The 25,047-nt window shown below is 37.5% G+C and carries 19 protein-coding genes, 3 tRNA genes and 1 pseudogene; 5 read left to right on the top strand and 18 right to left on the bottom strand.

Annotated features, from left to right (window positions below; translation table 11 throughout):
* From PVV65_RS06510 to PVV65_RS06500, 3 genes are all read right to left on the bottom strand, one after another.
* Positions 1 to 338 (bottom strand): GTP-binding protein (locus PVV65_RS06510; protein WP_273789624.1); only part of this gene is annotated, 338 nt, incomplete at its 3' end.
* Between the two features lie 190 nt (positions 339 to 528).
* Positions 529 to 602: transfer RNA gene (locus PVV65_RS06505), tRNA-Gly, on the bottom strand.
* Positions 603 to 633: 31 nt separating this feature from the next.
* Positions 634 to 717, bottom strand: a tRNA-Tyr gene (locus tag PVV65_RS06500).
* A gap of 205 nt (positions 718 to 922) precedes the next feature.
* On the opposite strand from PVV65_RS06500, the gene PVV65_RS06495 reads away from it, so the two are divergent.
* On the top strand, positions 923 to 1,753 hold the full coding sequence (locus PVV65_RS06495; protein ID WP_273789623.1) for an RNA methyltransferase: 831 nt from the start codon (positions 923 to 925) through the stop codon (positions 1,751 to 1,753).
* On the opposite strand, the gene PVV65_RS06490 is transcribed toward PVV65_RS06495, so the two are convergent.
* The 6 genes from PVV65_RS06490 to PVV65_RS06465 all read right to left on the bottom strand — a co-directional run bounded on the left by PVV65_RS06490 (position 1,750) and on the right by PVV65_RS06465 (position 8,152).
* A complete protein-coding gene (locus tag PVV65_RS06490; protein WP_273789622.1) occupies positions 1,750 to 2,481 on the bottom strand; it encodes a rhomboid family intramembrane serine protease in 732 nt (243 codons plus the stop codon). The genes PVV65_RS06495 and PVV65_RS06490 overlap by 4 nt on opposite strands.
* Positions 2,482 to 3,785: 1,304 nt before the next feature.
* Positions 3,786 to 4,211 (bottom strand): DUF2155 domain-containing protein, encoded by a 426-nt coding sequence (locus tag PVV65_RS06485; protein ID WP_273789627.1) that lies wholly within the window; start codon positions 4,209 to 4,211, stop codon positions 3,786 to 3,788.
* Between the two features lie 88 nt (positions 4,212 to 4,299).
* Complete coding sequence (locus tag PVV65_RS06480) at positions 4,300 to 4,698, bottom strand: NADH:ubiquinone oxidoreductase subunit NDUFA12 (RefSeq protein ID WP_273755491.1); 399 nt, start codon at positions 4,696 to 4,698, stop codon at positions 4,300 to 4,302.
* A gap of 181 nt (positions 4,699 to 4,879) precedes the next feature.
* Positions 4,880 to 6,379 (bottom strand): Asp-tRNA(Asn)/Glu-tRNA(Gln) amidotransferase subunit GatB, encoded by a 1,500-nt coding sequence (gene gatB / locus PVV65_RS06475; protein ID WP_273789621.1) that lies wholly within the window; start codon positions 6,377 to 6,379, stop codon positions 4,880 to 4,882.
* Positions 6,380 to 6,507: 128 nt separating this feature from the next.
* Entirely contained in the window at positions 6,508 to 7,935 is a 1,428-nt protein-coding gene (gene tig, locus PVV65_RS06470; RefSeq protein ID WP_273789620.1) for a trigger factor, read from the bottom strand.
* Between the two features lie 134 nt (positions 7,936 to 8,069).
* Positions 8,070 to 8,152, bottom strand: a tRNA-Leu gene (locus PVV65_RS06465).
* Positions 8,153 to 8,320: 168 nt separating this feature from the next.
* Here PVV65_RS06465 and trmFO point away from each other — a divergent pair.
* Positions 8,321 to 9,733: a methylenetetrahydrofolate--tRNA-(uracil(54)-C(5))-methyltransferase (FADH(2)-oxidizing) TrmFO gene (gene trmFO / locus PVV65_RS06460; RefSeq protein ID WP_273789619.1), complete on the top strand. Its 1,413-nt coding sequence runs from the start codon at positions 8,321 to 8,323 to the stop codon at positions 9,731 to 9,733.
* 918 nt (positions 9,734 to 10,651) lie between these two features.
* On the opposite strand, the gene PVV65_RS06455 is transcribed toward trmFO, so the two are convergent.
* From PVV65_RS06455 to PVV65_RS06420, 8 genes and pseudogenes are all read right to left on the bottom strand, one after another.
* Entirely contained in the window at positions 10,652 to 10,930 is a 279-nt protein-coding gene (locus tag PVV65_RS06455; RefSeq protein WP_273755487.1) for an HU family DNA-binding protein, read from the bottom strand.
* Between the two features lie 231 nt (positions 10,931 to 11,161).
* Complete coding sequence (gene lon, locus PVV65_RS06450; RefSeq protein WP_273789618.1) at positions 11,162 to 13,588, bottom strand: endopeptidase La; 2,427 nt, start codon at positions 13,586 to 13,588, stop codon at positions 11,162 to 11,164.
* Between the two features lie 183 nt (positions 13,589 to 13,771).
* Positions 13,772 to 15,046 carry an ATP-dependent Clp protease ATP-binding subunit ClpX gene (gene clpX / locus PVV65_RS06445; protein ID WP_273755485.1) on the bottom strand — a complete coding sequence of 425 codons (1,275 nt, stop codon included), beginning with the start codon at positions 15,044 to 15,046 and terminating at the stop codon, positions 13,772 to 13,774.
* Positions 15,047 to 15,230: 184 nt separating this feature from the next.
* Positions 15,231 to 15,863, bottom strand: coding sequence for an ATP-dependent Clp endopeptidase proteolytic subunit ClpP (gene clpP, locus PVV65_RS06440; RefSeq protein WP_273789617.1), 633 nt, complete (start codon positions 15,861 to 15,863; stop codon positions 15,231 to 15,233).
* Positions 15,864 to 16,057: 194 nt separating this feature from the next.
* Positions 16,058 to 16,810 (bottom strand): annotated as a pseudogene (locus PVV65_RS06435) (hypothetical protein).
* 10 nt (positions 16,811 to 16,820) lie between these two features.
* A complete protein-coding gene (gene trkA / locus PVV65_RS06430) occupies positions 16,821 to 18,197 on the bottom strand; it encodes a Trk system potassium transporter TrkA (RefSeq protein WP_273755483.1) in 1,377 nt (458 codons plus the stop codon).
* 4 nt (positions 18,198 to 18,201) lie between these two features.
* Positions 18,202 to 19,560, bottom strand: a complete 1,359-nt coding sequence (locus PVV65_RS06425; protein ID WP_273789616.1) for a sigma-54 dependent transcriptional regulator — start codon at positions 19,558 to 19,560, stop codon at positions 18,202 to 18,204.
* Between the two features lies 1 nt (position 19,561).
* A complete protein-coding gene (locus PVV65_RS06420) occupies positions 19,562 to 21,826 on the bottom strand; it encodes a PAS domain-containing sensor histidine kinase (RefSeq protein ID WP_273755496.1) in 2,265 nt (754 codons plus the stop codon).
* Positions 21,827 to 22,006: 180 nt separating this feature from the next.
* Between PVV65_RS06420 and rirA the strand changes: the two genes are divergently transcribed.
* The 3 genes from rirA to PVV65_RS06405 are packed head-to-tail and all read left to right on the top strand — an operon-like array spanning position 22,007 to position 24,146.
* A complete protein-coding gene (rirA, locus tag PVV65_RS06415) occupies positions 22,007 to 22,438 on the top strand; it encodes an iron-responsive transcriptional regulator RirA (protein WP_273755481.1) in 432 nt (143 codons plus the stop codon).
* A 32-nt stretch (positions 22,439 to 22,470) separates the two neighbouring features.
* Entirely contained in the window at positions 22,471 to 23,661 is a 1,191-nt protein-coding gene (locus tag PVV65_RS06410; RefSeq protein ID WP_273755495.1) for a bifunctional 2-C-methyl-D-erythritol 4-phosphate cytidylyltransferase/2-C-methyl-D-erythritol 2,4-cyclodiphosphate synthase, read from the top strand.
* The gene (locus PVV65_RS06405) at positions 23,658 to 24,146 is read left to right on the top strand and encodes a CinA family protein (RefSeq protein WP_273755480.1); all 489 of its coding nucleotides are present in this window, start codon (positions 23,658 to 23,660) and stop codon (positions 24,144 to 24,146) included. The genes PVV65_RS06410 and PVV65_RS06405 overlap by 4 nt, the downstream gene beginning before the upstream one ends.
* Positions 24,147 to 24,585: 439 nt before the next feature.
* Here PVV65_RS06405 and PVV65_RS06400 read toward each other — a convergent pair whose 3' ends face one another.
* Positions 24,586 to 25,047 (bottom strand): type II toxin-antitoxin system RatA family toxin, encoded by a 462-nt coding sequence (locus tag PVV65_RS06400; protein WP_273755479.1) that lies wholly within the window; start codon positions 25,045 to 25,047, stop codon positions 24,586 to 24,588.

Below are 25,047 nucleotides of genomic sequence, written 5' to 3'. Positions count from 1 at the left end.
TCACGGGTCTGAGGCATCGGACCATCAGCCGCAGAAACAACCAGAATAGCGCCATCCATCTGCGCTGCACCTGTGATCATATTTTTCACGTAATCTGCGTGCCCGGGACAATCAACGTGGGCATAGTGACGATTCTCCGTTTCATACTCAACGTGTGCTGTAGAAATGGTAATACCACGGGCGCGCTCTTCTGGTGCTGCATCAATTTGATCATATGCTTTAAACTCACCAAAAAATTTCGTAATCGCTGCTGTCAACGAAGTCTTCCCATGATCAACGTGACCAATCGTACCTATATTAACATGCGGTTTCGTACGTTCAAATTTGCTCTTCGCCATTGCTATTAATCTCTTTTTATTCCCTGTCTTTGTTAGCACCTAGAAACAGGCTTGCAGAACTGAATTAAACTGGACCGTACACCAGCCCAATCACCACAACTCTTAGGCGGAAAATACCGCCCACTTTCAATAATGGAATACCCTCCATTATATCTATATTATATCCATTCGCCTAATCACAACAACCATTTGGAGCGGGTAGCGGGAATCGAACCCGCGTATTCAGCTTGGAAGGCTGCTGCTCTACCATTGAGCTATACCCGCTTAACTCACGTACTAACTCTCCTTCGATGAATGGTGGAGGGGGTTGGATTCGAACCAACGTAGCATACGCAACGGATTTACAGTCCGCCCCCTTTAACCACTCGGGCACCCCTCCATTACACCAAAAAAGTCGCGCGATGAGGCATCACGACAATCATCTTGAACACCCATTCAATTCAATCCGATTGCGAAGTGGTTATGACGATTACGATTGTATCTGTCAACAGAATAAATACAATTCTGTACAAATTTCCTACTCATAACGTTAAATCATAGATTTTTTCTAGCTATTTTTCTTATTAAAACGCTATAAAGAAGTTATGAAAGAAAAAACATCACAAAATTCTCATTATGCTCGTTTACGTCGTCGATATCGCGATACACAAGGCTTTCCTTCTCGATCTTCCACACATCTGAAGAAGGAAACCGCTTCTTTACAGCAAGGAATAATCTATCTTTATGGTATTCATTCAGTTCAGGCTGCTTTAAAAAACCCAAAAAGAATTTTTAAATGTCTTTACGTTACACAAAATGCCTTAAAGCGATTAAATATATCCGAATCAGATTATCCTTGTCCTGTTACATTATGTACCCCTAAATATCTTGATTCGCTCGTTGGAAGTGAAGCAGTTCATCAAGGGATTGTTTTAGAAACTTCTCCTCTCAAACCATGCCAACTATCGGAACTAACCAATGCTGATCTGGTCATTGTCATGGATCAAATTACTGATCCACATAATGTTGGCGCTATTATGCGCTCTGCCGTTGCATTTAAAGCTAAAGCACTTATTACCACTTGCCGTCATTCTCCCCTAGAAAGCGGTGTTCTTGCAAAAGCGGCATCAGGGGCTTTGGAAATGATTCATTATATTACCGTAAGAAACCTTGCAGAAGCTCTTCAAAAGCTCCATCAGACAGGGTTTACAAGCTTTGGCCTCGATTCAGAAGAGAATCAACCTCTAGAAACAACATTAACAGGGAATAAAATTGCTCTTGTTTTAGGCGCAGAAGGAAAAGGCTTACGAAAAAAAACGCGTGAAACAGTTTGCGCTTTAGCTCGCCTTGATATGCCGGGAAATATTAAATCATTAAATGTTTCGAATGCAGCAACAATAGCACTTTATATAACACATAAATATCTTAGATTTTAGCTTTTAATTTTTTGTGAAATATCAAAAAAGCCAACCAACAAAAAACCCGTAAGAAACCCGCCAATATGGGCTTCCCATGCTATTGAGATGCCATTTTCTTCAAACAAAACGGAAGAAATACCTATGATAAAATCAGCCGCCAACCATACACTTATATAAATAAGTACGCTCTTGGAACAAAGGGCTTTTTTGATAGATAATAAAGTTCCCAAAGGTTTTTCGTTTTGCGCATTGATACCTAAATAACCGCTGGGAAAACCATAACGTGCAATAGCCCCCATCATTCCAGATACAGCACCTGATGCTCCAACAAGTGATATGATACTTTCTTGATGAAATGTAAAATACGTCAAAACGGATATAACTGCCGTTAGTACCCAAAAAATTAAAAAACGTAAAACACCAAAATGCCTTACTAAAGGAGAACCAAAAACCAAAAGCCAAACCATATTAAGAGCAACATGTTTAAAACTACCATGCATAAATGAATAACTCACCATGGTATAAAAAAATGCGATAGGATCCGTCTTAAACAATGCTGGTGTAAATGAAAAAAACTCAAGACTTTCAATATAACGCTGATGGGAAAAAAAATACTGAGGAATGCAATAAAGACAAAAACAAAATACGATCAAGACAACAATAATAAAGGGAACATTTAATAAAGGTTCTTTAGGTTTTCTCGGCAATCGGGAAACATTCTTATATGGATAACAAGAAACTTTCATTTGATAAAATCTCTTCTTCTTCAGAATAACTGGTTTTTCTTTACAAAAATAAGGATACCACTACTCCCAGTGATACGGAATTTTTTAACGCCTCTTCAAGCCTCTTTTTAAAATTTCCAACAGCTCACCGTAAAAACAACCACTCTTTTATACAAAAGACTTTGAAAAGCACGAATATCAAAAATACGATTTAAAAATGAGCAATATTCTGCTTATTAAAATGTAAAGTTTATCATACCATATATAAGAACTTATAAATAAATATAACTCACTTATGAGGCACTCATCGTAAAAAAATATTAAGTACATATATGTTGCTTTTTGTCAGAAATATACTAATTTTTGCATTTTTTTAATCACGCCATATTTCAAGTGAAACTTTAAATAATCTTAAATCTCTATCGTTCTAATAATAGAACTTGAATTGCTTCTACTCTTTGAATGAAAAAATCTCCATATGAAGAAAGGCTTAGCAACATATTTTTTCTCGATATAATCATTGGTATTTCATAAATTACGCATTTAATAATCTGTATCATCACAAAGGCAATATTTTGATTTACAAGGATAATTTAATTTTACTTATATTGGTTTAAGCCTCTCAATATCGTAAGATTTTCTTAACCCAAACTTAGTTTATATTGACCATTCGCCTACACGTTACAAGTGGGAAAAGTTGTCGTGATAAAAACAGTACAAGAGAGAAATAAAAATACCTCTTATCAAGAGTCTTAAGTTCCAAAAACTGTCTGGCAACATTGGGGGCAAATCCAAATATGTGGTAGTGTCTGCATGCTCTTTCACAAACGTAAAGATAGGGGCTCAATGGATTTATCATTATACTACTTACAAACGCTGTCACAAAACGGATATGACGAGCCTTAAGAGCGTCTCTTTAAGAAAAGCCTTGAAGTATGTGCAATACAATGGCGTTCTATTTTTCACGAGGGGGAGGGGCCTATTAAATGCTAAAGAGTTACTTCAGCCCTTGAATAAATATACACAAGCCTTTCATTCCTACCTCTAACAGATATAGCTTAAGAATTGTTTTCTATGGAACACTCGAAAAAATAATACGTTGATTCGTATAATGCATCCTTTGAATTTAAAAGATTCATGAGAGAAACTTTATTCCTTTCTTAAATAGCCTTATCCACACGCCCACCACTTATAATGAATAAGGCAATCGTTTTGATCGTTTCAATATAAGAAAGCTTGCAATAAGAGAATCACAGAAATTTAAACCTCTCATTCAAATTTTAAAATGATAAATCATCCTTATAACTCAATGTGCTAACACATTATTACTGAAGAGGTAGATTTTGAGAACTTTGTTTACAATCTTTTAACCACACATCATAAATAGGATGCTCAACAGCGTTCAAACCAGGACTATCTGCAAACATCCATCCTGTAAAAATACGACGTATTTTTTTATCTAATGTTACTTCATTGACTTCAACAAAACCTGTTGTACGCGTTGGTTCATCTTTAGAGCTCGTATAACAAGCACGAGGTGTTACCTGTAATGCACCATACTGATAAACTTCACCAAGAGAAACTTCAAAACGCGTCGTCCGACCTGTAATTTTATCAAGACCTGCAAATACAGCAATTCCATTGCTAATACGCTCAGCCCGCCCCCCACTATTTAAGGATAAAAGCACTAAAATTCCCATTAAAAAAATATATATAAAATGCTTCAACCCTAACAATAAAGAAAACCTCATCATATCTAAACCAATCGCACCCTAAAAATAACTCTTGTTATAACGTAGAGCCAAAAAAGACAAAAATACACACGCCCATTAAAACATTTTATTTTTTAGGTGACCACGCATCATAATCTTTACGTACACAAGGACTCTCATCATTGTAAGGGATAGCCCCCTTTGGTCGATAGGCCTCACTTGTTCCTGTCATATTTGCAACGTGCGGCTTTTCCCATTCATAGGAATGATAATCTTCCTGTGTCGGTGGCCACTTACAACGATGATGAATCCAACCGTGCCAACCTGGTGGAATAGTAGAAGGTTCAGAATAGTCTTTATAAATAACCCAACGGTGCGGGTAACCATCCTTATGAAGTCCCCCTTCATAATATATATTACCAAATTGATCTTTCCCTATCTGCTTACCTTTACGCCATGTGAAAAAACGCGTACCCATGGTATTACCATTCCACCAGGTAAAGATTTGCTTAAAAAAACGAGCCATTTTCTATTCCATTTCTTCAGTATGCTCATGAAATCAATCGCTGGAATAAACTTGTTAATGCTTTAAATTACCGAAAAATTTGCTGGTAAATTCAGACACAACTCCAATTGATAGGATAATTTTTCATCCCTTCATTTCGAGAAGATATCATATTTATAAATTCTTCTCTACCCCATAAAATTTAATCTATGCCAAGTTTCATCTTAACTAATTCATTAACAGTTTGAGGATTTGCCTTACCGCCTGTTGCTTTCATTACCTGTCCAACAAACCAACCTGCTAAAGCAGGCTTTTGCTTTGCTTGCGCAACTTTATCAGAATTATTGGCAACGATCTCATCAACAGCTCTTTCAATAGCCTTTGTATCAGTTACCTGCTTCATATTGCGCTCTTCTACAATTTGGCGTGGATCTCCCCCCTCATTCCAAACAATCTCAAAAAGATCTTTGGCAATTTTTCCAGAAATAACACCTTCTTTTATAAGATCAATAATGCTTCCCAATTGATTTGGCGATACTGGTGTCTCATCAATTTCACGATTATTTTTATTTAAAGCCCCTAAAAGATCATTGATTACCCAATTGGCAACTATTTTTCCATCACGCCCACGAACGACTTCTTCAAAATAATCAGCAATAGCTTTTTCTGTCACAAGAATGGAAGCATCATACACTGTCAATCCCATTTCTTTAACAAAACGTGCTTTTATAGTATCGGGCAATTCTGGTAAATCCGCGGCCAAAGCATCCACAAATGCTTGATCAAATTCTAATGGTAAAAGATCAGGATCAGGAAAATAACGATAGTCATGCGCTTCTTCCTTTGAGCGCATAGAGCGGGTTTCTCCTTTAGTGGCGTCAAAAAGCCGAGTTTCTTGCTCTATGACGCCTCCATCTTCTAAAATCGCGATCTGACGACGCGCTTCATACTCAATCGCTTGACCAATAAAGCGTATAGAATTAACGTTTTTAATTTCACAACGCGTTCCAAAAGCTTCACCAGGACGGCGAACGGATACATTAACATCTGCACGCATAGAACCTTCATCCATATTGCCATCGCAGGTCCCTAAATAACGAACAATCGTACGCAATTTTGTCATATAAGCTTTGGCTTCATCTGATGAGCGCATATCAGGTTTGGAAACTATTTCCATAAGCGCAACACCAGAGCGATTAAGATCCACAAAAGACATTGTTGGATGTTGATCATGCATTGATTTTCCAGCATCCTGTTCAAGATGTAATCTTTCAATTCCTATTTCAATATCCTCAAATTGACCATTTGAATCTGGACCAACAGATATAATAATCTTCCCCTCTCCTACAATGGGATATCGAAACTGAGAAATCTGATACCCCTGCGGTAAATCTGGATAAAAATAATTCTTACGATCAAAAACAGATTTTAAATTAATACGCGCTTTTAATCCCAAACCTGTTCGAACTGCCTGACGAACACATTCTTGATTAAGAACAGGCAACATCCCTGGCATAGCCGCATCAATAAGTGATACATGGTTGTTTGGCTCTGCACCAAATTTGGTTGATGCACCTGAAAAAAGTTTTGAATTTGATATGATTTGCGCATGAACCTCCATGCCAATGATGACTTCCCAATCACCTGTAACGCCAGAAATAAAACGTTTAGAATTAGGTGCACGCGTATCAATGATGCTCATTGCCAATCCACCACCAATATTTTAAAATATATCTCATAATTTATTTCAAACCATTTACAGTACAAGCTTGGAATATAACAATATCACAACAACCCGTTTCCATCGGGCTTGTTTTATTTGCGGAAATATTAAGCTTTTTTAGAAGCCTTTTTCTTAGCCGATGTTTTCTCTGCAGACTTCTCTTTCACAGCAGATTTTTTCTTTGCCGGCTTTTCTTCAGGAAGATCTAATTCGTCATATTCTTTCATTAATTCTTCAATCGTCACTTCTTTATCTGTAACTTTTATCTGTGCTAACAAATGATCAATAACTTTTTCTTCAAAAATCGGAGCACGCAGATTTTCAACAGCTTCCGGCGTCTTACGGAAAAAATCCATAATCTCTTTTTCTTGACCAGGATATTGACGAACTTGCTCAAAAACAGCTGCTTTTAGCTCATCCTCACTAACTTTAACACCGACCTTCATTCCAATTTCAGAAAGCACTAAACCAAGACGGACGCGACGTTGCGCAAGGACACGATATTCCTCCCGTGCCTTTTCTTCTGTAATACCCTCGTCTTCAAAAGTACGCCCGGCCTTTTTCAAATCATCATTAACCTGAGCCCATATATTATTGAATTCAATTTCTAAAAGCCCTTCAGGAATCTCAAAATTATAATCAGCATCTAAAGCATCAAGAATTTGACGCTTAATTTTTTGACGTGTCATTGAACCATATTGACTTTCAATCTGTCCACGAACAACCTCACGCAAGCGATCTAGAGATTCTAAGCCAACTTTTTTCGCCGCCTCATCATCAATTTTTAATTCATCTGGTTTGAAGACAGCTTTGATAGTGATATCAAACTCTGCTTCTCGTCCTGCTAAATGCGCTGCACTATAATTATCTGGGAATTTTACAGAAATTGTTTTTGCATCCCCAGCTTTTATACCAACCAATTGTTCTTCGAAACCAGGAATAAATTGTTTTGATCCAAGAATTAGTTGTGCATCATTATCTGCCCCACCTTCAAATGGAACTCCTTCAAGCTTACCTAGATAATCTATGGTAATACGATCACCTTCTTCGGAAGATCCCTCTTTTAGAGAATAATTCCGTGTAGAAGAAAGGACGCGATTGACTTGCTCATCAATATCCTTTTCAGGAATAGCTGCAATTTCACGAATAACTTCAATATGTTCAAAGGCTTTAATTTCAATTTTTGGTAAAACCTCATACTTTAAACTAAAAGTAAAATCGGCTTTTCCATCTAGAGTTTTTTCATCTTCATCTATATCAATTTTCGGTTGCATCGCTGGACGTTCATCGCGGTCTGCTAAAACAGAACGTGGCGCATCAGCGAGTATCTCATTGAGAATCTCTGCCATGAAAGATTTACCATACATTTTTCGCAAATGCCCACCTGGCACTTTACCAGGACGAAAACCATTAAGCTTGATTTTACCCTTGGTATCATCCAATCGTTCATTCAACTTTTTTTCTAAATCTTTCGCTGGAACCACGATCTTAATTTCGCGCTTCAGTCCTTCATTAAGCGTCTCGGTAACCTGCATTAAACACCTTCATTTTTCTAAGGAAAGGGATAACCCCTCTCTAATCATCATTACATTCTAACACTTCAAGTGTTACATTACCATGAAGCGGAATTCCAGACACGTAGAAATCCGTAGCACTTAAGGGATTGCTTTGGTGCGGATGGAGGGACTCGAACCCCCACGGTCTCCCGCCAGAACCTAAATCTGGTGCGTCTACCAATTTCGCCACATCCGCTCAAACTAAGCAAGCTAATAACCTTATACAAGCGGCGTTTCTATACCATTAATTATAGAAAAAAAGCAAACAAATATATTAAAAAAAACTCAATACACGTCTTTCTTACAAAGAACAAAACAAAATCTACGCTTTTCATACACGGCGACTTAGGCTAATAAGTCGACTATGTTAAAGACATTTGATACTCCAATTCATATTATCGGTGGCGGTCTTGCAGGGTGTGAAGCAAGCTGGCAAATCGCTCAATCAGGAATTCCTGTTGTTTTGCATGAAATGCGTCCCCAAAAAAAATCAGATGCCCATAAAACTGATAAATTGGCAGAACTGGTTTGTTCAAACTCCTTTCGTTCTGATGATTCATCAACAAATGCCGTAGGGCTTTTACACGCTGAAATGCGATTAGCAAAATCATTAATTATGAAAGCTGCTGATGCCAATAAAGTCCCCGCGGGCAGTGCTCTTGCTGTTGACCGTGATGGATTTTCAAAAACCGTGACATCAGCACTTGAAAACCATTCGCTTATAAAGATCAAACGCGAAGAAATTCAAGAGATTCCTAGAGATTGGAAACATGTTGTTATTGCAACGGGGCCCCTTACCTCACCTGCACTTGCTCAAGAGTTAAAAGCAATAACCGGCATAAAAGCCCTTTCTTTTTATGATGCTATTGCACCTATTATCCATACCGATAGTATTGATATGAATATTTGTTGGTATCAGTCTCGCTACGATAAAATTGGTCCTGAAGGAACAGGAAAAGATTATCTTAATTGTCCCCTCAACAAAGAACAATATGAAACATTCGTTGAAGCACTAAAAAGTGCAGAGAAAACAGAGTTTCGTGACTTTGAAAAAACGCCCTATTTTGATGGATGCCTTCCCATCGAAATTATGGCTGAGCGTGGGATTGAAACTTTAAGACATGGTCCTATGAAACCTATGGGCTTAACAAATACCCATAATCCTACCGTTAAACCCTATGCTGTCGTTCAATTACGCCAAGATAATAAACTCGGAACGCTTTACAATATGGTTGGCTTTCAAACAAAACTAAAATATGGAGAACAGGTTTGCATTTTTAGAATGATTCCCGGTCTTGAAAAAGCGGAATTTGCACGCCTTGGTGGTCTTCACCGTAATACCTATCTCAATTCTCCAATCATTCTTGATCAAACCCTTTGTTTAAAACAAAAAAAACAACTACGCTTTGCAGGGCAAATTACCGGATGTGAAGGTTATGTAGAATCAACGGCTATAGGGCTTCTTGCTGGACGTTTTGCTGCTGCCGAATATCATCATAATTGTCCTTGCATTCCCCCACAAACCACAGCATTCGGAGCTCTTTTGAATCATATTACGGGAGGACACATTATAGATGAAGAAGCAGAAAGACAGTCTTTTCAGCCAATGAATATCAATTTTGGACTCTTCCCCCCTATTGCTTCTCTTAAAGATTCAAAAAAACGCTTGCCAAGTAAAGAAAAAAAATTAGCAAAAAAACAAGCTATAACAGCGAGAGCTCTCAATGATTGTGTTCAGTGGTTAACGAATAAGGAATCAAAGAGCGCCTGTTTATAACAAATATATTCTGACGCCTTGTTAAAAATACTATCTCAATCGATAGGTTGTTGTTTATATTTCAGCATTTATTCAATAATGTAAAAGATACGAATAATTATATCAATATATTATTTTATAATAATAATCTTTTCTTTTTTTGACTTTTTTCTTAATGTTTATGAGACCTTCTCATTTTAACTTTTGTGTAATAAAGAAAAAATACTCGCTTGCATCATTGAAATGGCAATACCTCTTTATAAAATAAACTTACAATATTTTGACTTATAATTATAATTTATCTCTTTCTATCTTAAATGAGCAACTTAAATATCGTATTTTTTTATTTCAGACTCTCTTATAGCAATCAATAAAGACCATCTGCTTAATCCGTCAAGTGCTCGCTCACACTAGCAAGACTAGTCTTGTAAGTTAAGAGAGCTATTAAAAAGAATAAAACTATTCTTTATGCACTAGCCTCAAATGCCGAGAGCCGACCACAACATTATAGAAACTGAAAAATAGTATGATACCGTCAACGAGCACCCTTATTAAGCAAAAAACGGTAGCTTATAGAAAATTTTATACATTTCACAGAATTTTTTTGTTTTATACTATTTTTATAGGTACTGTTTCTGAAGAAACTCTTTAGCCCTTCCACATAATAAAAATTAACTCATATTTTATAAGCTCTATAATAGCCCATTATTAAAATGGAATATTTATTGAAAAGGTTAAAAAATATACATTTCAAGCCTATGGTATTTTATGTAACTTTTACAATCATTTTCAGAAACATTAGTCATTCATGAAATGAGAAAAAAGGTACAAAGACTTAAAATTTTTATATGAAAAACGTACCACAATATCTCTGTCTAAGAAATATCTGTAAAAAAACCCGCTTATAAATAAATCGGGTTTTTTTTAATGTTGTTTAAATTATTTTTTATTAACCGCTTCTTTAAGGCTTTTTCCTGCAGAAAATTTAGGCACAGAACGTGCTGGAATATCGATTTCAGCACCAGTTGAAGGATTACGCCCCTTTGTCGCAGCACGATGAGAAACTTCAAAAGAGCCAAAACCTGGAAGACGTACATCGCCTCCTGAAGCTAAAGTTTCTGTTATAGAAGCCATAAAAGCGTCAACAACAGCACCAGCTTGCGCTTTCGAAACACCTGCCTTTTCAGCAACGGAACTAACCAGTTCACTTTTATTCATAAGATATTTCCTTTCCCTATATTAACTGACAACATGATCTAATCATGTTATTGATCAGTTTATTGAAAAGTACAGCAAACAGAAATCTTATTTTTATTCAAAACATTGTTTTTTTAGCAATAATCACAGTTATTCACGGAATTTTTCACTTTTTTTAACAAAAAAAAGAATAATAACCACAACAATGCCTTCTGTACCTTTTAAAATGCCGATATAAGCAAGATGCGTGAATCAGTGCGCAATCTGTATTCCTTCACTATCGCTGTTCTCTGACCGGATAGGGACAGCTACTGTAGAAGGTTCTTTCCACTCAATAGTGTCAGGAAAACGAACCAGAGCGTGTTTCAAAACTTCACTCACATGATTTACTGGAATAACTTCCATATTATTTTTGACATCATCAGGAATATCAACCAAATCTTTTACGTTTTCTTCAGGGATAAGTACTTTTTTTATCCCTCCTCGAAGCGCAGCTAGGAGTTTTTCTTTTAATCCACCAATTGGTAAAACACGTCCACGTAAAGTAATTTCACCAGTCATTGCAATATCTTTATGCACAGCTATCCCTGTAAGAACTGAAACAATTGCTGTCACCATAGCAATCCCAGCAGATGGTCCATCTTTTGGTGTCGCTCCCTCTGGAACATGAACATGGATATCGCATTTTTCAAAAAGTGAAGGTTCAACCCCAAAATCAACAGCACGAGAACGCACATAAGATGCTGCCGCGGAAATAGACTCTTTCATAATATCACGCAAATTTCCAGTTACAGTCATCTTGCCTTTGCCGGGCATCATCACACCTTCAATGGTCAATAACTCTCCACCAACTTCTGTCCACGCAAGACCTGTTACAACACCAATGTGATTCTCTCCTTCAATCTGATTGTAATGATAACGTTTAACACCCAAGAAATCACCGAGATTACTTTCTGTAACCTTTACAGATTTTTGATGCGTTTTGAGAATTTTTGTAACAGATTTACGGGCTATTTTCATGAGTTCACGCTCAAGATTACGGACACCTGCTTCACGTGTGTAAAACTGAATAATCGATCTTAGTGCTCCATCAGAAATGCTGAGTTCTTTTTTAGACAAACAGTGGTCTTTGAGTGCCTTTGGTAAAAGATGCTGCTTAACAATTTCCATTTTTTCACATTCAGTATAACCTGCAATACGAATAATTTCCATTCGATCCATTAATGGACCTGGAATATTAAGGGTATTGGCAGTTGTGATAAACATGACATCAGAAAGATCATATTCAACTTCCAAATAGTGGTCAATGAATGTAGCATTTTGTTCAGGATCAAGAACTTCTAATAAAGCAGAGGAAGGATCTCCACGAAAATCCTGTCCCATTTTATCAATTTCATCAAGCAAGAAAAGCGGGTTAGATTTTTTTGCTTTTTTCATAGACTGGATAATTTTTCCAGGCATGGAACCAATATAGGTGCGGCGATGTCCGCGAATTTCCGCTTCATCCCGTACACCTCCCAATGAGATACGAACATACTCACGCCCCGTTGCCTTTGCAATAGAGCGCGCTAATGATGTTTTCCCAACACCAGGAGGACCTAATAAACAAATAATGGGACCTTTTATCTTTGATGCACGACTTTGCACAGCCAAATATTCAATAATTCTCTCCTTGACTTTTTCAAGACCAAAATGTTCATTATTCATGACCTTTTCAGCAAAATCTAAATTGTTTTTAATCTTAGATTTTTTACCCCAAGGCATTGCTAATAACCAGTCAAGATAGTTACGAACAACTGTTGCTTCTGCCGACATCGGAGACATATTCCGTAATTTTCTCAATTCTGCTCCAGCTTTTTCCTGTGCTTCCTTGGATAGTTTTGTACTCTTAATACGGTCTTCTAGCTCAGAGAGCTCATCGCGGCTATCATCTCCTGCTCCTAACTCTTTTTGAATAGCCTTCATTTGCTCATTGAGATAATATTCCCGTTGGTTTTTTTCCATTTGCCGTTTCACGTGCGAACGAATACGTTTTTCAACCTGCAAAACAGAAATTTCTCCTTCCATGAAAGATAGAACACGTTCAAGACGAGCTCGTACAGATAAGAGCTCTAATATTTCCTGTTTTTCTGCAAGTTTAATCATCAAATGAGAGGCAATCGTATCAGCAAGCTTAGAAGGATTATCAATCTGGCCTATTGCATTGACAACTTCAGGAGAGATTTTTTTGTTAAGCTTTACATAGTTTTCAAAATAAGCAATTACCGACCTTGAAAGAGCTTCAATCTCAACATCACCCTCTCTAGGTTCTTCTGTAACAGCTGCAAAAGCCTGATGATAACCATCACTTAAAGAAAATTGACTAATTTTTGCACGTGCAGTCCCTTCAACCAAGACCTTTACCGTTCCATCAGGAAGCTTTAAAAGTTGGAGAATATTGGCAAATGTACCAATATGATAAATATCCTCTGATTTTGGATCATCATCAGAAGCATTTTTTTGTGTCACCAAAAGGATTTGCTTATCAACCGCCATCGTTTCTTCAAGAGCACGAATTGATTTTTCGCGGCCCACAAAAAGTGGAACAATCATATGGGGGAAGACAACAATATCACGAAGAGGTAAAACAGCATAAACCCCATCTCTCACTTCATCTATCTTTTCATCAATATATTGCATAACTCTCCTTTCTGGAGCTATGAGCTATCTATAATACCAAGCCCACCCTTAGAAAACCTCAGCTCTCCACAATACATGAAGTGGTAATTGCTAACACATAAATCAAGCATTATAACGATATTATTAGAAACGTTTATTAAATACCATTCATTAACTCTTTTTATATTGTATATCGCAGCAATGTCATGCTGATACATTCTCTTTATCTTCTGCACGTTCTGAGTAAATATAAAGAGGACTCGCTTTCCCATGAACAACATCGCTTGAAATAACCACTTTTTGAACCCCTTCAAGAGCTGGTAATTCAAACATCGTCTCAAGAAGGATCTTCTCCATAATGGATCGTAAACCACGTGCACCAGTTTTACGTTCAATTGCTTTCTTCGCGATAGCACGTAAAGCATCTTCGTGAAATGCTAACTCAACATTTTCCATTTCAAAAAGACGCTGATATTGCTTTACCAATGCATTTTTAGGTTGTGACAAAATTTGCACGAGAGCGTTAACGTCTAAATCCTCTAAGGTGGCAACGATAGGAAGACGCCCTATAAATTCTGGTATTAAACCAAACTTTATAAGATCTTCAGGCTCTAAATCACGAAAAATTTCACCAACACAACGTTCATCAGGAGCCTTAACAGTCGCAGAAAAACCAATGGAAGTTTTTTCACCACGTCCTGAAATAATCCGCTCTAAACCTGCAAAAGCCCCCCCACAAATAAATAAAATGTTTGTGGTGTCAACCTGAAGGAACTCTTGTTGGGGATGTTTACGTCCACCTTGTGGAGGAACAGAAGCAATCGTTCCTTCCATAATTTTTAATAAGGCTTGCTGAACTCCTTCTCCAGAAACATCTCTTGTAATAGAAGGATTGTCAGCCTTACGAGAAATCTTATCAACCTCATCAATATAAACAATACCACGCTGCGCACGTTCAACGTTATAATCCGCCGCTTGAAGAAGTTTTAAAATAATATTTTCAACATCTTCCCCCACATAACCTGCTTCAGTTAAAGTGGTCGCATCCGCCATTGTAAAAGGAACATCAATAATACGTGCTAATGTTTGTGCAAGATAAGTTTTACCGCAGCCCGTTGGACCAACAAGAAGAATATTTGATTTAGCCAATTCAATATCATTGCTTTTAGACTGATGCGCCAACCGTTTATAATGATTATGAACGGCAACAGAAAGAACACGCTTTGCATACTGCTGACCAATAACATAATCATCAAGAACTGTTATAATTTCCTGTGGAGTAGGAACACCATCACGCACCTTAACCCCAGAAGACTTGTTTTCTTCCCGAATAATATCCATGCAAAGCTCTACACATTCATCACAGATAAATACAGTAGGCCCCGCAATGAGCTTACGCACCTCATGTTGACTCTTGCCGCAGAACGAGCAATAGAGAGTATTTTTTGATTCGTTCCCGCTATTGCTAATTTTGCTCATTTTTCTTTCCTTTCACCACGATATATGAATACTTCGCCTTTTCAAAGGAAGCTTTTCATCATGAAAACTAAAAGACATATAGAAAATCATAAATGTCTTAATATTTTTAGGTGTTTCTCCTAATTTTTGCGATATTTTCTATTAAACTCTTTATTTAAAGTAGCTGTTTTTTCTATAAAAACTCTTAATCTTTTTCTTCTTTTTCAGTTTCTGCACGATACTGTATAACATCGTCAACCAAACCAAATGCTTTAGCTTCTTCTGCTGTCATAAAATGATCGCGATCAAGCGTTCTTTCAATAACCTCATAACCTTGACCTGTATGTTGAACATAAATTTCATTTAAACGCCGTTTCATCTTTATAATATCTTGTGCATGTCGCTCAATATCTGAAGCCTGACCTTGAAAACCACCAGAGGGTTGATGCACCATAATACGTGCATTTGGCAATGTAAAACGATGACCTTTTCCTCCAGCTGTTAACAATAATGATCCCATAGATGCTGCCTGCCCCATGCAAAGTGTAGAAACAGGAGGGCGAATAAACTGCATAGTATCATAAATAGCCATTCCAGAGGTCACAACACCCCCTGGAGAATTAATATAAAGACTAATTTCTTTTTTAGGATTTTCGGCTTCCAAGAAAAGTAATTGTGCACAAACAAGCATCGCCATACTATCTTCAACAGGGCCATTAATAAAAATAATCCGCTCCTTTAAAAGACGGGAAAAAATATCATAGGCCCGTTCACCACGATTGGTTTGTTCAATAACCATAGGCACAAGGCTTAATGCTGTTTTCATTGGATCACTCATATTTTTATTTCCTTGTCATATAACAATCGCTCTTTACACATTCAATATTTTTATCCATAGGCTAACATTACTCTCTTGTGCAAGCGACAATCAAGAGCCGTTTAAGATAGATTAAAATCTCAATGGTTAAAATAGCGATAATAACTCTACCTAAACAAATTATGAACTTCAGGAATGCAAGAGACTGCCCAGTGTTAAAAACTTCCTTCCTTAGGTCTTTGCGTAGTCTTAGTCTTTCTGTGAATATGAAATCCTATCAAGCGTAAATCTGTAAGCGGTTTTATACCAAAAGCTGGTTCAAAGATGTACTCAGTTTTTCGCTCTGTCCAATAATAAAAAATTTCCTTTGCCTCGTGAAAGAATATATTGTTTTTCTAACCGTGAAATACCATCATTTCCAAATATATTAACACCAAAATTTCCCGGTAAAATTGGCATTTTTTCTCTTTAACCAGAATGGTCTCCAAACACGACGCTTAAAACCCAAGCTCATGAGGAATAATTTCCTACTTGCCCAATAATCTTCAAACACTTTTATAGTAGGGTTATTGGGGGGGAAATAAAGGGCAGAAACGCGTATTCCTATATGATTTTCTCTTGCCAACTAAACTTTATTCACATCTGGATGAAACTGTTTAACGAGATAAACATCTGTATCTAACCAAACTCCTTGTTGATATTTCATCAACATAACACGAAAAAAATCCGAGAACTGAACTATTTACATCTTGGTTTATCATCAAAAAAATTGGGATTAAGGCGGTAAATTGCTGAGCGTGGTAGAATTGATTCTGCTGCACATAATTCAATACTAGCGGAAAGATTCTCTATTTTTTTTATCGTAACTAAAAAGCTTAAAGCATCGCCCAGTTTTTTATCATTAAAGACAAACAAAGTCCATCAACCAATCTCAATTGTCCCCGATACCCAAAAGTGCAAATATCCATAGGTACTAGATCAAAAATATTCCAAACTTACGCGAAAAAGTTGTTCAACATCACGCACTCTATCAGCAAGGGCAAAAATCACGATCCGATCACCAGACAAAATACGCGCCTCTGCTGAAAGTTGTATGATTGTCTTATTACGATAAATTGCTCCAATTCTCAAACCATCTGATAAATTAAGCTCTGATAATGACTTACCAACCAATGAAGATGTTTGCATCACTTCAGCTTCAATAATTTCTGCTCGACCATTAAAAACTGAATGAACAGAGCGAATACGACCACGACGCATTTGTTGCAAAATTTTTGATATTGTAACGCTATGAGGATTAAGATAGGCATCCACACCAACGGCGCGGCTAAACTCTTGATAGGCAACATTATTAATTAATACCATATTGGCTTTGCAACCCAATCTTTTAGCAATAATAGCGCTTAAAAGATTAACCTGATCCTGATTGGTCAATGTAATCATTAAATCGGCCTGATCAATTCCCGCATCTTGAAGAATCACTGGATCTAACACATTACCATATAAAACGGTTGTTTTTTCAAGTTGATCAGCAATCGTGAGGGCTCTTTCTCTCTGCGATTCTATAATCTTCAATTTTAATTTATGAAGACGCTTTTCAATCGCTTGAGCAACATAAAGGCCAATGTGCCCGCCTCCTGCAATAATCATGCGGTGGGCATCTTGTTCTTTATGACCAAAGAGCCCAACAGCACGACGCATCTGCTCACGAGCAACAACAAGATAGGTTATATCACCAACGCGTAATTGCGTTTCTGAATGTGCAATCAATAATTCCGAGCCACGTTTAATAGCGGTAACCGTCGTGTTAAGATCTGGAAAAAGCTCTGTTAATTGACGCAAAGGTGTATTAATGACCGGACAATCTTCCATACACTCCAAAGCGAGCGCAACAATATCATCATTACAAAAATAAAGAACATCTATTGCACCAGGCAGAGCAATACGACGTAAAACCATTTCTCCAACTTCAACTTCTGGTGAAATAACCACATCTATGGGAATATTCTCTCTGGAAAAAAGTGTCTTATAGCGGGGTTCTAAATAAGATTGTGAGCGAATACGAGCAATTTTTGTGGGAATATCAAATAATGAATGAGCGACCTGACAAGCGACCATATTTACTTCATCAAACAAAGTGACAGCAATCAACATATCAGCTTTGTCTGCATCTGCAGCCAAAAGAACTTCAGGACGAGAACCATGACCAACAAAACCTCTCACATCCAATGTATAGCGAATTTTTTCAATTAATTTGGTTTCAATATCAATAACAGTAACATCGTGATTTTCAGCAGCAAGACGCTCTGCTATCCCATAACCAACCTGTCCTGCACCGCAAATAATAACACGCATAACTTCAAGAAACTCCAAGCGCTTTAAGCTTACGGTGCAAAGCTGAACGCTCCATGCCTATAAATTCAGCAGTACGCGATATATTTCCACCCAAACGCCCAATCTGTGCCACTAAATATCTCTTTTCAAACAATTCTCGTGCTTCACGCAACGGTAAATCCATGATACTTTCATCCGAATCCATTTGAAGACGAGGTAAAGGATCACTCACTTCACTGGGAAGAACATCCGCTGTTATCGGACCATCACCATCCCGCACAAGAATAAGAAGACGCTCAATATTATTGCGTAATTGCCGTACATTACCCGGCCAAGCATACGTTTGCAAAATAGCGATCACATCATCACTGATTTCACGCGGCTTAATTCCAACCTGCTGCGATATTGTTTTTACAAAATAATGTACAAGTTCTGGAATATCTTCACAACGCGCTGATAATGGTGGAACAGTAATAGGAACAACCGAAAGGCGGTGGAAAAGATCTTCTCTAAAACGCCCGTCAGAAATGAGGTTTTCAAGATTTTGCGCCGTTGAAGAAATGATACGAACATCCACCTTAACACGTTTTGTACCACCAACTCTCTCAAATGTCTGTCCCGTTAATACCCGCAGAATCTTACCCTGAGTTTCACGCGGCATATCAGCAACTTCATCAAGATAAAGTATCCCACCATGGGCTTCCTCTAAAGCACCGATCTTGCGCTCTCTTCCCTCCATTTCGCTGCCAAATAACTCTATTTCCATTCTGTCCGGCGTAATCGTTGCCGCATTTATTGTAACAAATGGCCCATTTGAACGTGTTGAGAGAGCATGAATAGTTCGTGCAACAGTCTCTTTTCCCGCTCCTGAAGGACCTGTTATCATGATGCGACTATTGGTTGGTGCTACTTTTTCTATGATGTGACGCAAATTTCTTATAACTGTCGATTTTCCGATCAGCTCCAATGTCTCACTTGAACGTTTTCTCAATTCTGAAAGCTCACGTTTTAAATTTGAGTTTTCAAGTGTTCTTTCTGCAACCAATACAAGTCTATCAGCTTTAAAAGGTTTTTCAATGAAATCATAGGCCCCACGCTTTATAGCTGAAACAGCCGTCTCAATATTACCATGACCAGAGATCATAACCACCGGAAGAGCTGGATATTGTATCTTAATTTCATCAAGTAGTGCTAAACCATCGAGGCGACTCCCTTGTAACCAAATATCTAAAAAAATGAGTTTTGGAATACGCTCACTAATTTGAGCTAACGCTTCATCAGAGTTACAAGCAACACGCGTTTCATAACCCTCATCATCTAAAATACCAGCAACAAGCTCACGAATATCTGCTTCATCATCAACAATCAAGATATCTGATACCATACTATTCCCCTATCTTATGATTTATGGCTTGTATAATACTACCCTGCTTCCCCCCATCTGAGGGAAATATCAAACGGATCATCGCACCACGACCTTTATAAAAACTCTCCGGTGCATCATGAAGCTCCATGGAGCCTCCGTGATCTTCAATAACTTTGCGCACAATGGCTAGCCCGAGTCCTGTTCCTTTCTCCCGCGTTGTTATATAGGGTTCTAATAACTTTTGTCTTTGCTCTTTAGGAAGTCCTTTCCCGTTATCAACAACATCCACAACCACCCATTCTTCTTGACGATAAGAACGGACAAGGATATGACCGTGAATATTTTCCTCTCGCATAACCGAATCTATGGATTCGCTCGCATTTTTAATAACGTTGCAAAAAGCCTGAACAATAAGACGATTATCAAATGCACCCATAAGGGGTAGACTTCCTAAGTCTTGCTCAAATTGAATATCATGTCGCGTCACTTCTATCAAGAAACATGCTTCACGCAACAATTCACGTATATCTAAAACATGCATTTGCGGTTTGGGCATCCGTGCAAAAGAAGAAAACTCATCAACCATACGCCCAATATCTCCAACTTGGCGAATAATTGTGTCAATACACCGCTCAAAGACCTCTTTATCTTGTGTAATAACTTTGTTATAACGCTTACGAATACGTTCAGCGGATAACTGAATAGGTGTGAGTGGATTTTTAATTTCGTGTGCAATACGCCGCGCAATATCCGCCCACGCCGCTGTGCGTTGCGCTGCAACGAGATCTGTAATATCATCAATTGTTAAAACCCAAGATTGTCCCTGTCCATCATCCTCTTCCATTGTAACTTGAACATTACAAACACGCTCTTTTCCTGCAACGTTTAAAGTGACCTGCTCACGATGATTTTTACGCCCCAATGAACGTGCAAACTGAAAAACCTGCCAAATTTCAGCACTTAAAGATAAAAGACTTTGTCCCACAACCTGTTCAAAGCGAATATCAAACATCGTTTCAATGGATCGATTGATAATTGTAATATCACCATTATCATCGATACCTGCAACTCCCGCTGTTACGCCCGATAACACAGCTTCAGAAAAACGCCGTCTCTCATCAATTTGATCACGTACTGCAATCAACTCATTACGCCGGCTTTTCAATTCACTGACCATGTAATTAAAAGTTTTGGATAATTGTCCAATATCCCCATCTTTTGCTCGCACTGGCACAAAAATTTCCATATTCCCAGAAGCAACATCATCAGCAGCACTAATGAGAAGACGAATAGGACGAACTAAACGATCAGCAACAGCAATAGCCGCCCAAATAGCAGATAAGAATAAACTAAAAAAAAGACATAAATAAAGCATACCAAATGCAATTTGTGTCAGTAGGCGATTTTCATTTAAATCACGATAACGATCTGTATTAACTTCTGTCAAACGTAAAGCTGATAAAACGCCTTTATCAACGTCACGCACTAAATATAAAAATGTGTTTGGAATATTGTTAAATTTTAAAATAATACCGAAATAATCATGCACGCCTGGTTGAAAAGAAAAAGGCCTCTCACTGGTTGCACGCTCGATAAGGTACGAAGGAGGAATTGGTAGTTTATCCTCATCACCAAGAGCACTTGATACAAAAATCGTTCCGCTAGAACTTAACAAAAATGCACCACGCAAATTGCGTCCTAGAGCATGACGCGTTAATTGCATCCGATATTCAGCTGGATTACGTTCTAAAAGTTTTTTGTTATCAAGTGCAAACGCCATCGCGTAGGATAAATTTTTTAAATTTTGAAGCATTTCATCTGCATAAGCATTTGCTAAATCAATAGAAGAACCGACAATTTGCCGTGTTGTTGTATCAAACCATCGATCTAGTCCTAAATTTAGTGCTGGACCCGATACAAGAGCGACAGCAACAGCTGGCATGGTTGCAACAAGTGCAAACAATGAAATAAGGCGCACATGAAGACGCGAGCCTGCACGCCTTGAACGCCAAGCTCGAATGATGGGAATCATCTCATAAAAAACGATGACAACAAGCCCTAAAACCCAAAAACTATTGATCCCTATAAGAATAAGGGTTACTGTTCTACTAGGAACAATAGGGGTCAATCCAATGAGAATGATAAACGAAATAGAGGCTGTAAGTAAAGCCAATACAATAATTGCAATCCCTAAAAAGATATATACCTTACTCAAACGATACAACTCATCGTTATGAGTGTTTTTATCGATATCTTGAGGATTCGTCACAGATGTTGCATTCATCATAAGCTTACAGATCCTTATCTCATTATTTTCATATAACCTTTTGTGACAAAAATTGACAATAATAATACTCCATTTAAAATAGAGCAAATAAATATAATCAATAAGGAAGAACTTCTTAATTTTGCAAAATATCTTTAAAATAAACTGCGTTCGACGATACTTTACAAAGGAAATAAGATGCGATTAACAAAACAAACAAATTATGCTCTTCGAATGCTCATGTACTGTGCGGATAATCAGGGATCACTCAGTCGTGTTCCAGAAATTGCTAAAACATATGCTGTTTCGGAACTTTTTTTATTTAAAATCCTTCAACCGCTTGTTCAAGCAGGTTTTATACAAACAGTGCGTGGACGCAATGGTGGTGTTAAATTGGCTAAACCCGCAGAAGAGATTTCCGTTGCTGATGTTTTGAAAGTAACAGAAGATAACTTTTCCCTCGCAGAATGTTTCAATAATGCAGAATCCGATTGTCCATTGATCGATTTTTGTGGTTTAAACACCGCCCTTCAAAAAGCATTAAATGCTTTTTTTGAGGTTTTATCCGTGATATCCCTTGCTGATCTACAACGACCATCCTTTCAAAATCATTTTAAAGTTAATAAATAATAAATTGAAATTATAACATAAGGAGATTTAGTATTTCTATTGCAGCAATCATATTAGCCGCTGGACGTGGTGAAAGAGCAGGATCTCCCCATGAAACTCCAAAACAATATCGGCTTCTAGGACAAAAGCCGATTATTTATCACACCGTACATTGTTTTTTGCAGCATCCAGCTATTACAACAATTATCCTCGTTATTCATCCAGAAGATCATAAAGTCTGTGAACAAGCACTCGCCGAATTTAAAGAACGCCTTATTATCGTGGAAGGAGGCAATACACGTCAAATCTCTACCTTACATGGACTTCAAGCGCTTAAAAAATTCAATCCCCAATATGTGCATATTCATGATGGTGCACGCCCCTTTATCGAAAATAAGCTCCTTGATAACATTCATAACACTATCACACCTCAAGAAGGCGTTCTTCCTGTTCTCCCCATTTCTGATACCCTTAAACGCGTCAATCATAAGCATGTTTTAGAAACAATTTCTCGTACCCATCTTTATAGTGCACAAACGCCACAGTGTTTTCCCTTTGATCTCATTTTAGCTGCCCATAAACAAGCAAAAAAAGTTTGTAAAGAAAACTTTACTGATGATTGCGCAATTGCCGAATGGTTTGGGATTCCTATGCTAACTGTTCCAGGTGATCCTCATAATATAAAAATTACATGGCACAAAGATTTTGATACCGCCCATTTATATCTCCAGAAAAAAATGCAAATGTTTCCTGATATCCGTACTGGCAATGGCTATGATGTTCACGCATTCGAAAAAGGAACTTTTGTTGTATTATGTGGCATAAAAATTCCTTTTCATAAAAAATTAAATGGACACTCCGATGCAGATGTTGCTCTTCATGCCTTAACAGATGCTCTTCTTGCTACGCAAGGAGCAGGAGATATCGGCACACATTTTTCTCCCTCTGATCCTCAATGGAAAAGTGTATCATCAGAAATTTTTCTCCGTCATGCTCTTGATATTGTTACACAAGCGGGTGGTCGTATCGCTAATGTGGATATCACTTTGATCGCCGAAGAACCAAAAATCGGCCCCTATCGTCAAACAATGATGGAAAATCTTATGCGCATTCTCACAATTTCACCTGATCGAATCTCTATTAAAGCAACAACGAACGAAAAGCTTGGATTTCTTGGTCGTGGTGAAGGTATTGCGGCTTTGGCAACAGCTAGTATTCTTTATCCAGGAGAAATTCCCAAATGACATATTTTTGTGAAAAACAAGCGCATGAAGTTCTTAATACCTGTCGCCAAAAGGGTTTACTTTTAACAACTGTAGAATCTTGTACGGGAGGACTCATTGCTGCAAGCCTCACAAATATTGCAGGATCGTCAGATGTTCTCGATTGTGGATTTGTTGTTTATTCAAATGAAGCTAAGACACGCCTTGTTGGCGTAGATGCTGAACTTATAAAAACCTATGGTGCCGTTTCAAAAGAAGTTGCTCTTGCAATGGCTAAAGGTGGATTAAAACATTCACAAGCTGACATTGCCGTTTCTGTGACAGGAATTGCAGGTCCAGGAGGTGCAAGTCTAAACAAACCTGTAGGACTTGTGCATTTCGCTGTTGCTTGCAAAAATCACTCTCCCTTGCATAAAGAAATACACTTTGGTCATCTTGATCGTAACGCTATACGCCATGCAACTGTTGAAAACGCTTTTCAAATGATTCTACAATTACTTCACTGAATTCCCATACCAATTTCAAAACTCTCTATTAAACATTGAGATTCCATAACCATCAACATCTTGAAAAAATAATTTACTGTACCCAAACTCAGAAATACAAGACCTAAATATCATAAAATTATCTCCCTGTCCTGTTTATGTTGAATTAATCAAGAGCACTCGTTTGCACACTATAAGTTGGTAAAACTGTATGATTTTGAGTAATTCAACATAAAAATAAAACAGATCTGGAACGAGAGAATCCTATTATGGTATTAAGAATTTTAATTCAATATGAATAAAAAAATATTATTATAAATCAATAGATTGTTTAATAATATTGTGATGTTCTGTAAAAAAAAATCCCTAAAAAAGAAAGAGATCATAAAGATGGAAATCAATTTTCCTCTTTACGCCTTCATAAGCAGTAATGGGTATTGTTAAAAAATAACGGAATAGATCATGTTACAGCAGAACCATAAATCTGATGGGCACGCTTTTCAAAAGCATCAGTAAATTTACGAAATGCAATATCAAACATTGAGCCCATCACGCGTCCGAGTATTTTACTTTTAAATTCATAATCAATAAAAAACTCTACATTACATGTATTGGTATTTTCAATACTATGAAAGACCCAATGATTTTCAAGATATTTAAATGGACCATCAATATAGTTAACATCTATCAAACCTTTTTGGGGCTGAAGAAAAACTTGGGTTGTAAACGTTTCTCGAATAACCTTATAGCCAACGGTCATATCTGCAAGAAGCAATGTCTTTTCGTCACATTCTTTGCGAGAACGTATTATTAAAGCCTCACACATGGGTAAAAACTCAGGATAACGTTCAATATCTGACACAAGATCAAACATTTCACGAGCACTGTGAGCAATCTGCCGATGTGTTGTAAAAGTTGGCAT

The sequence above is a fragment of the Bartonella sp. ML70XJBT genome, from assembly GCF_028618425.1.
GTDB lineage: Bacteria > Pseudomonadota > Alphaproteobacteria > Rhizobiales > Rhizobiaceae > Bartonella.
The sequence above is the reverse complement of the archived record's forward strand: the minus strand, read 5'-3'. Positions and strand labels throughout refer to the sequence as shown.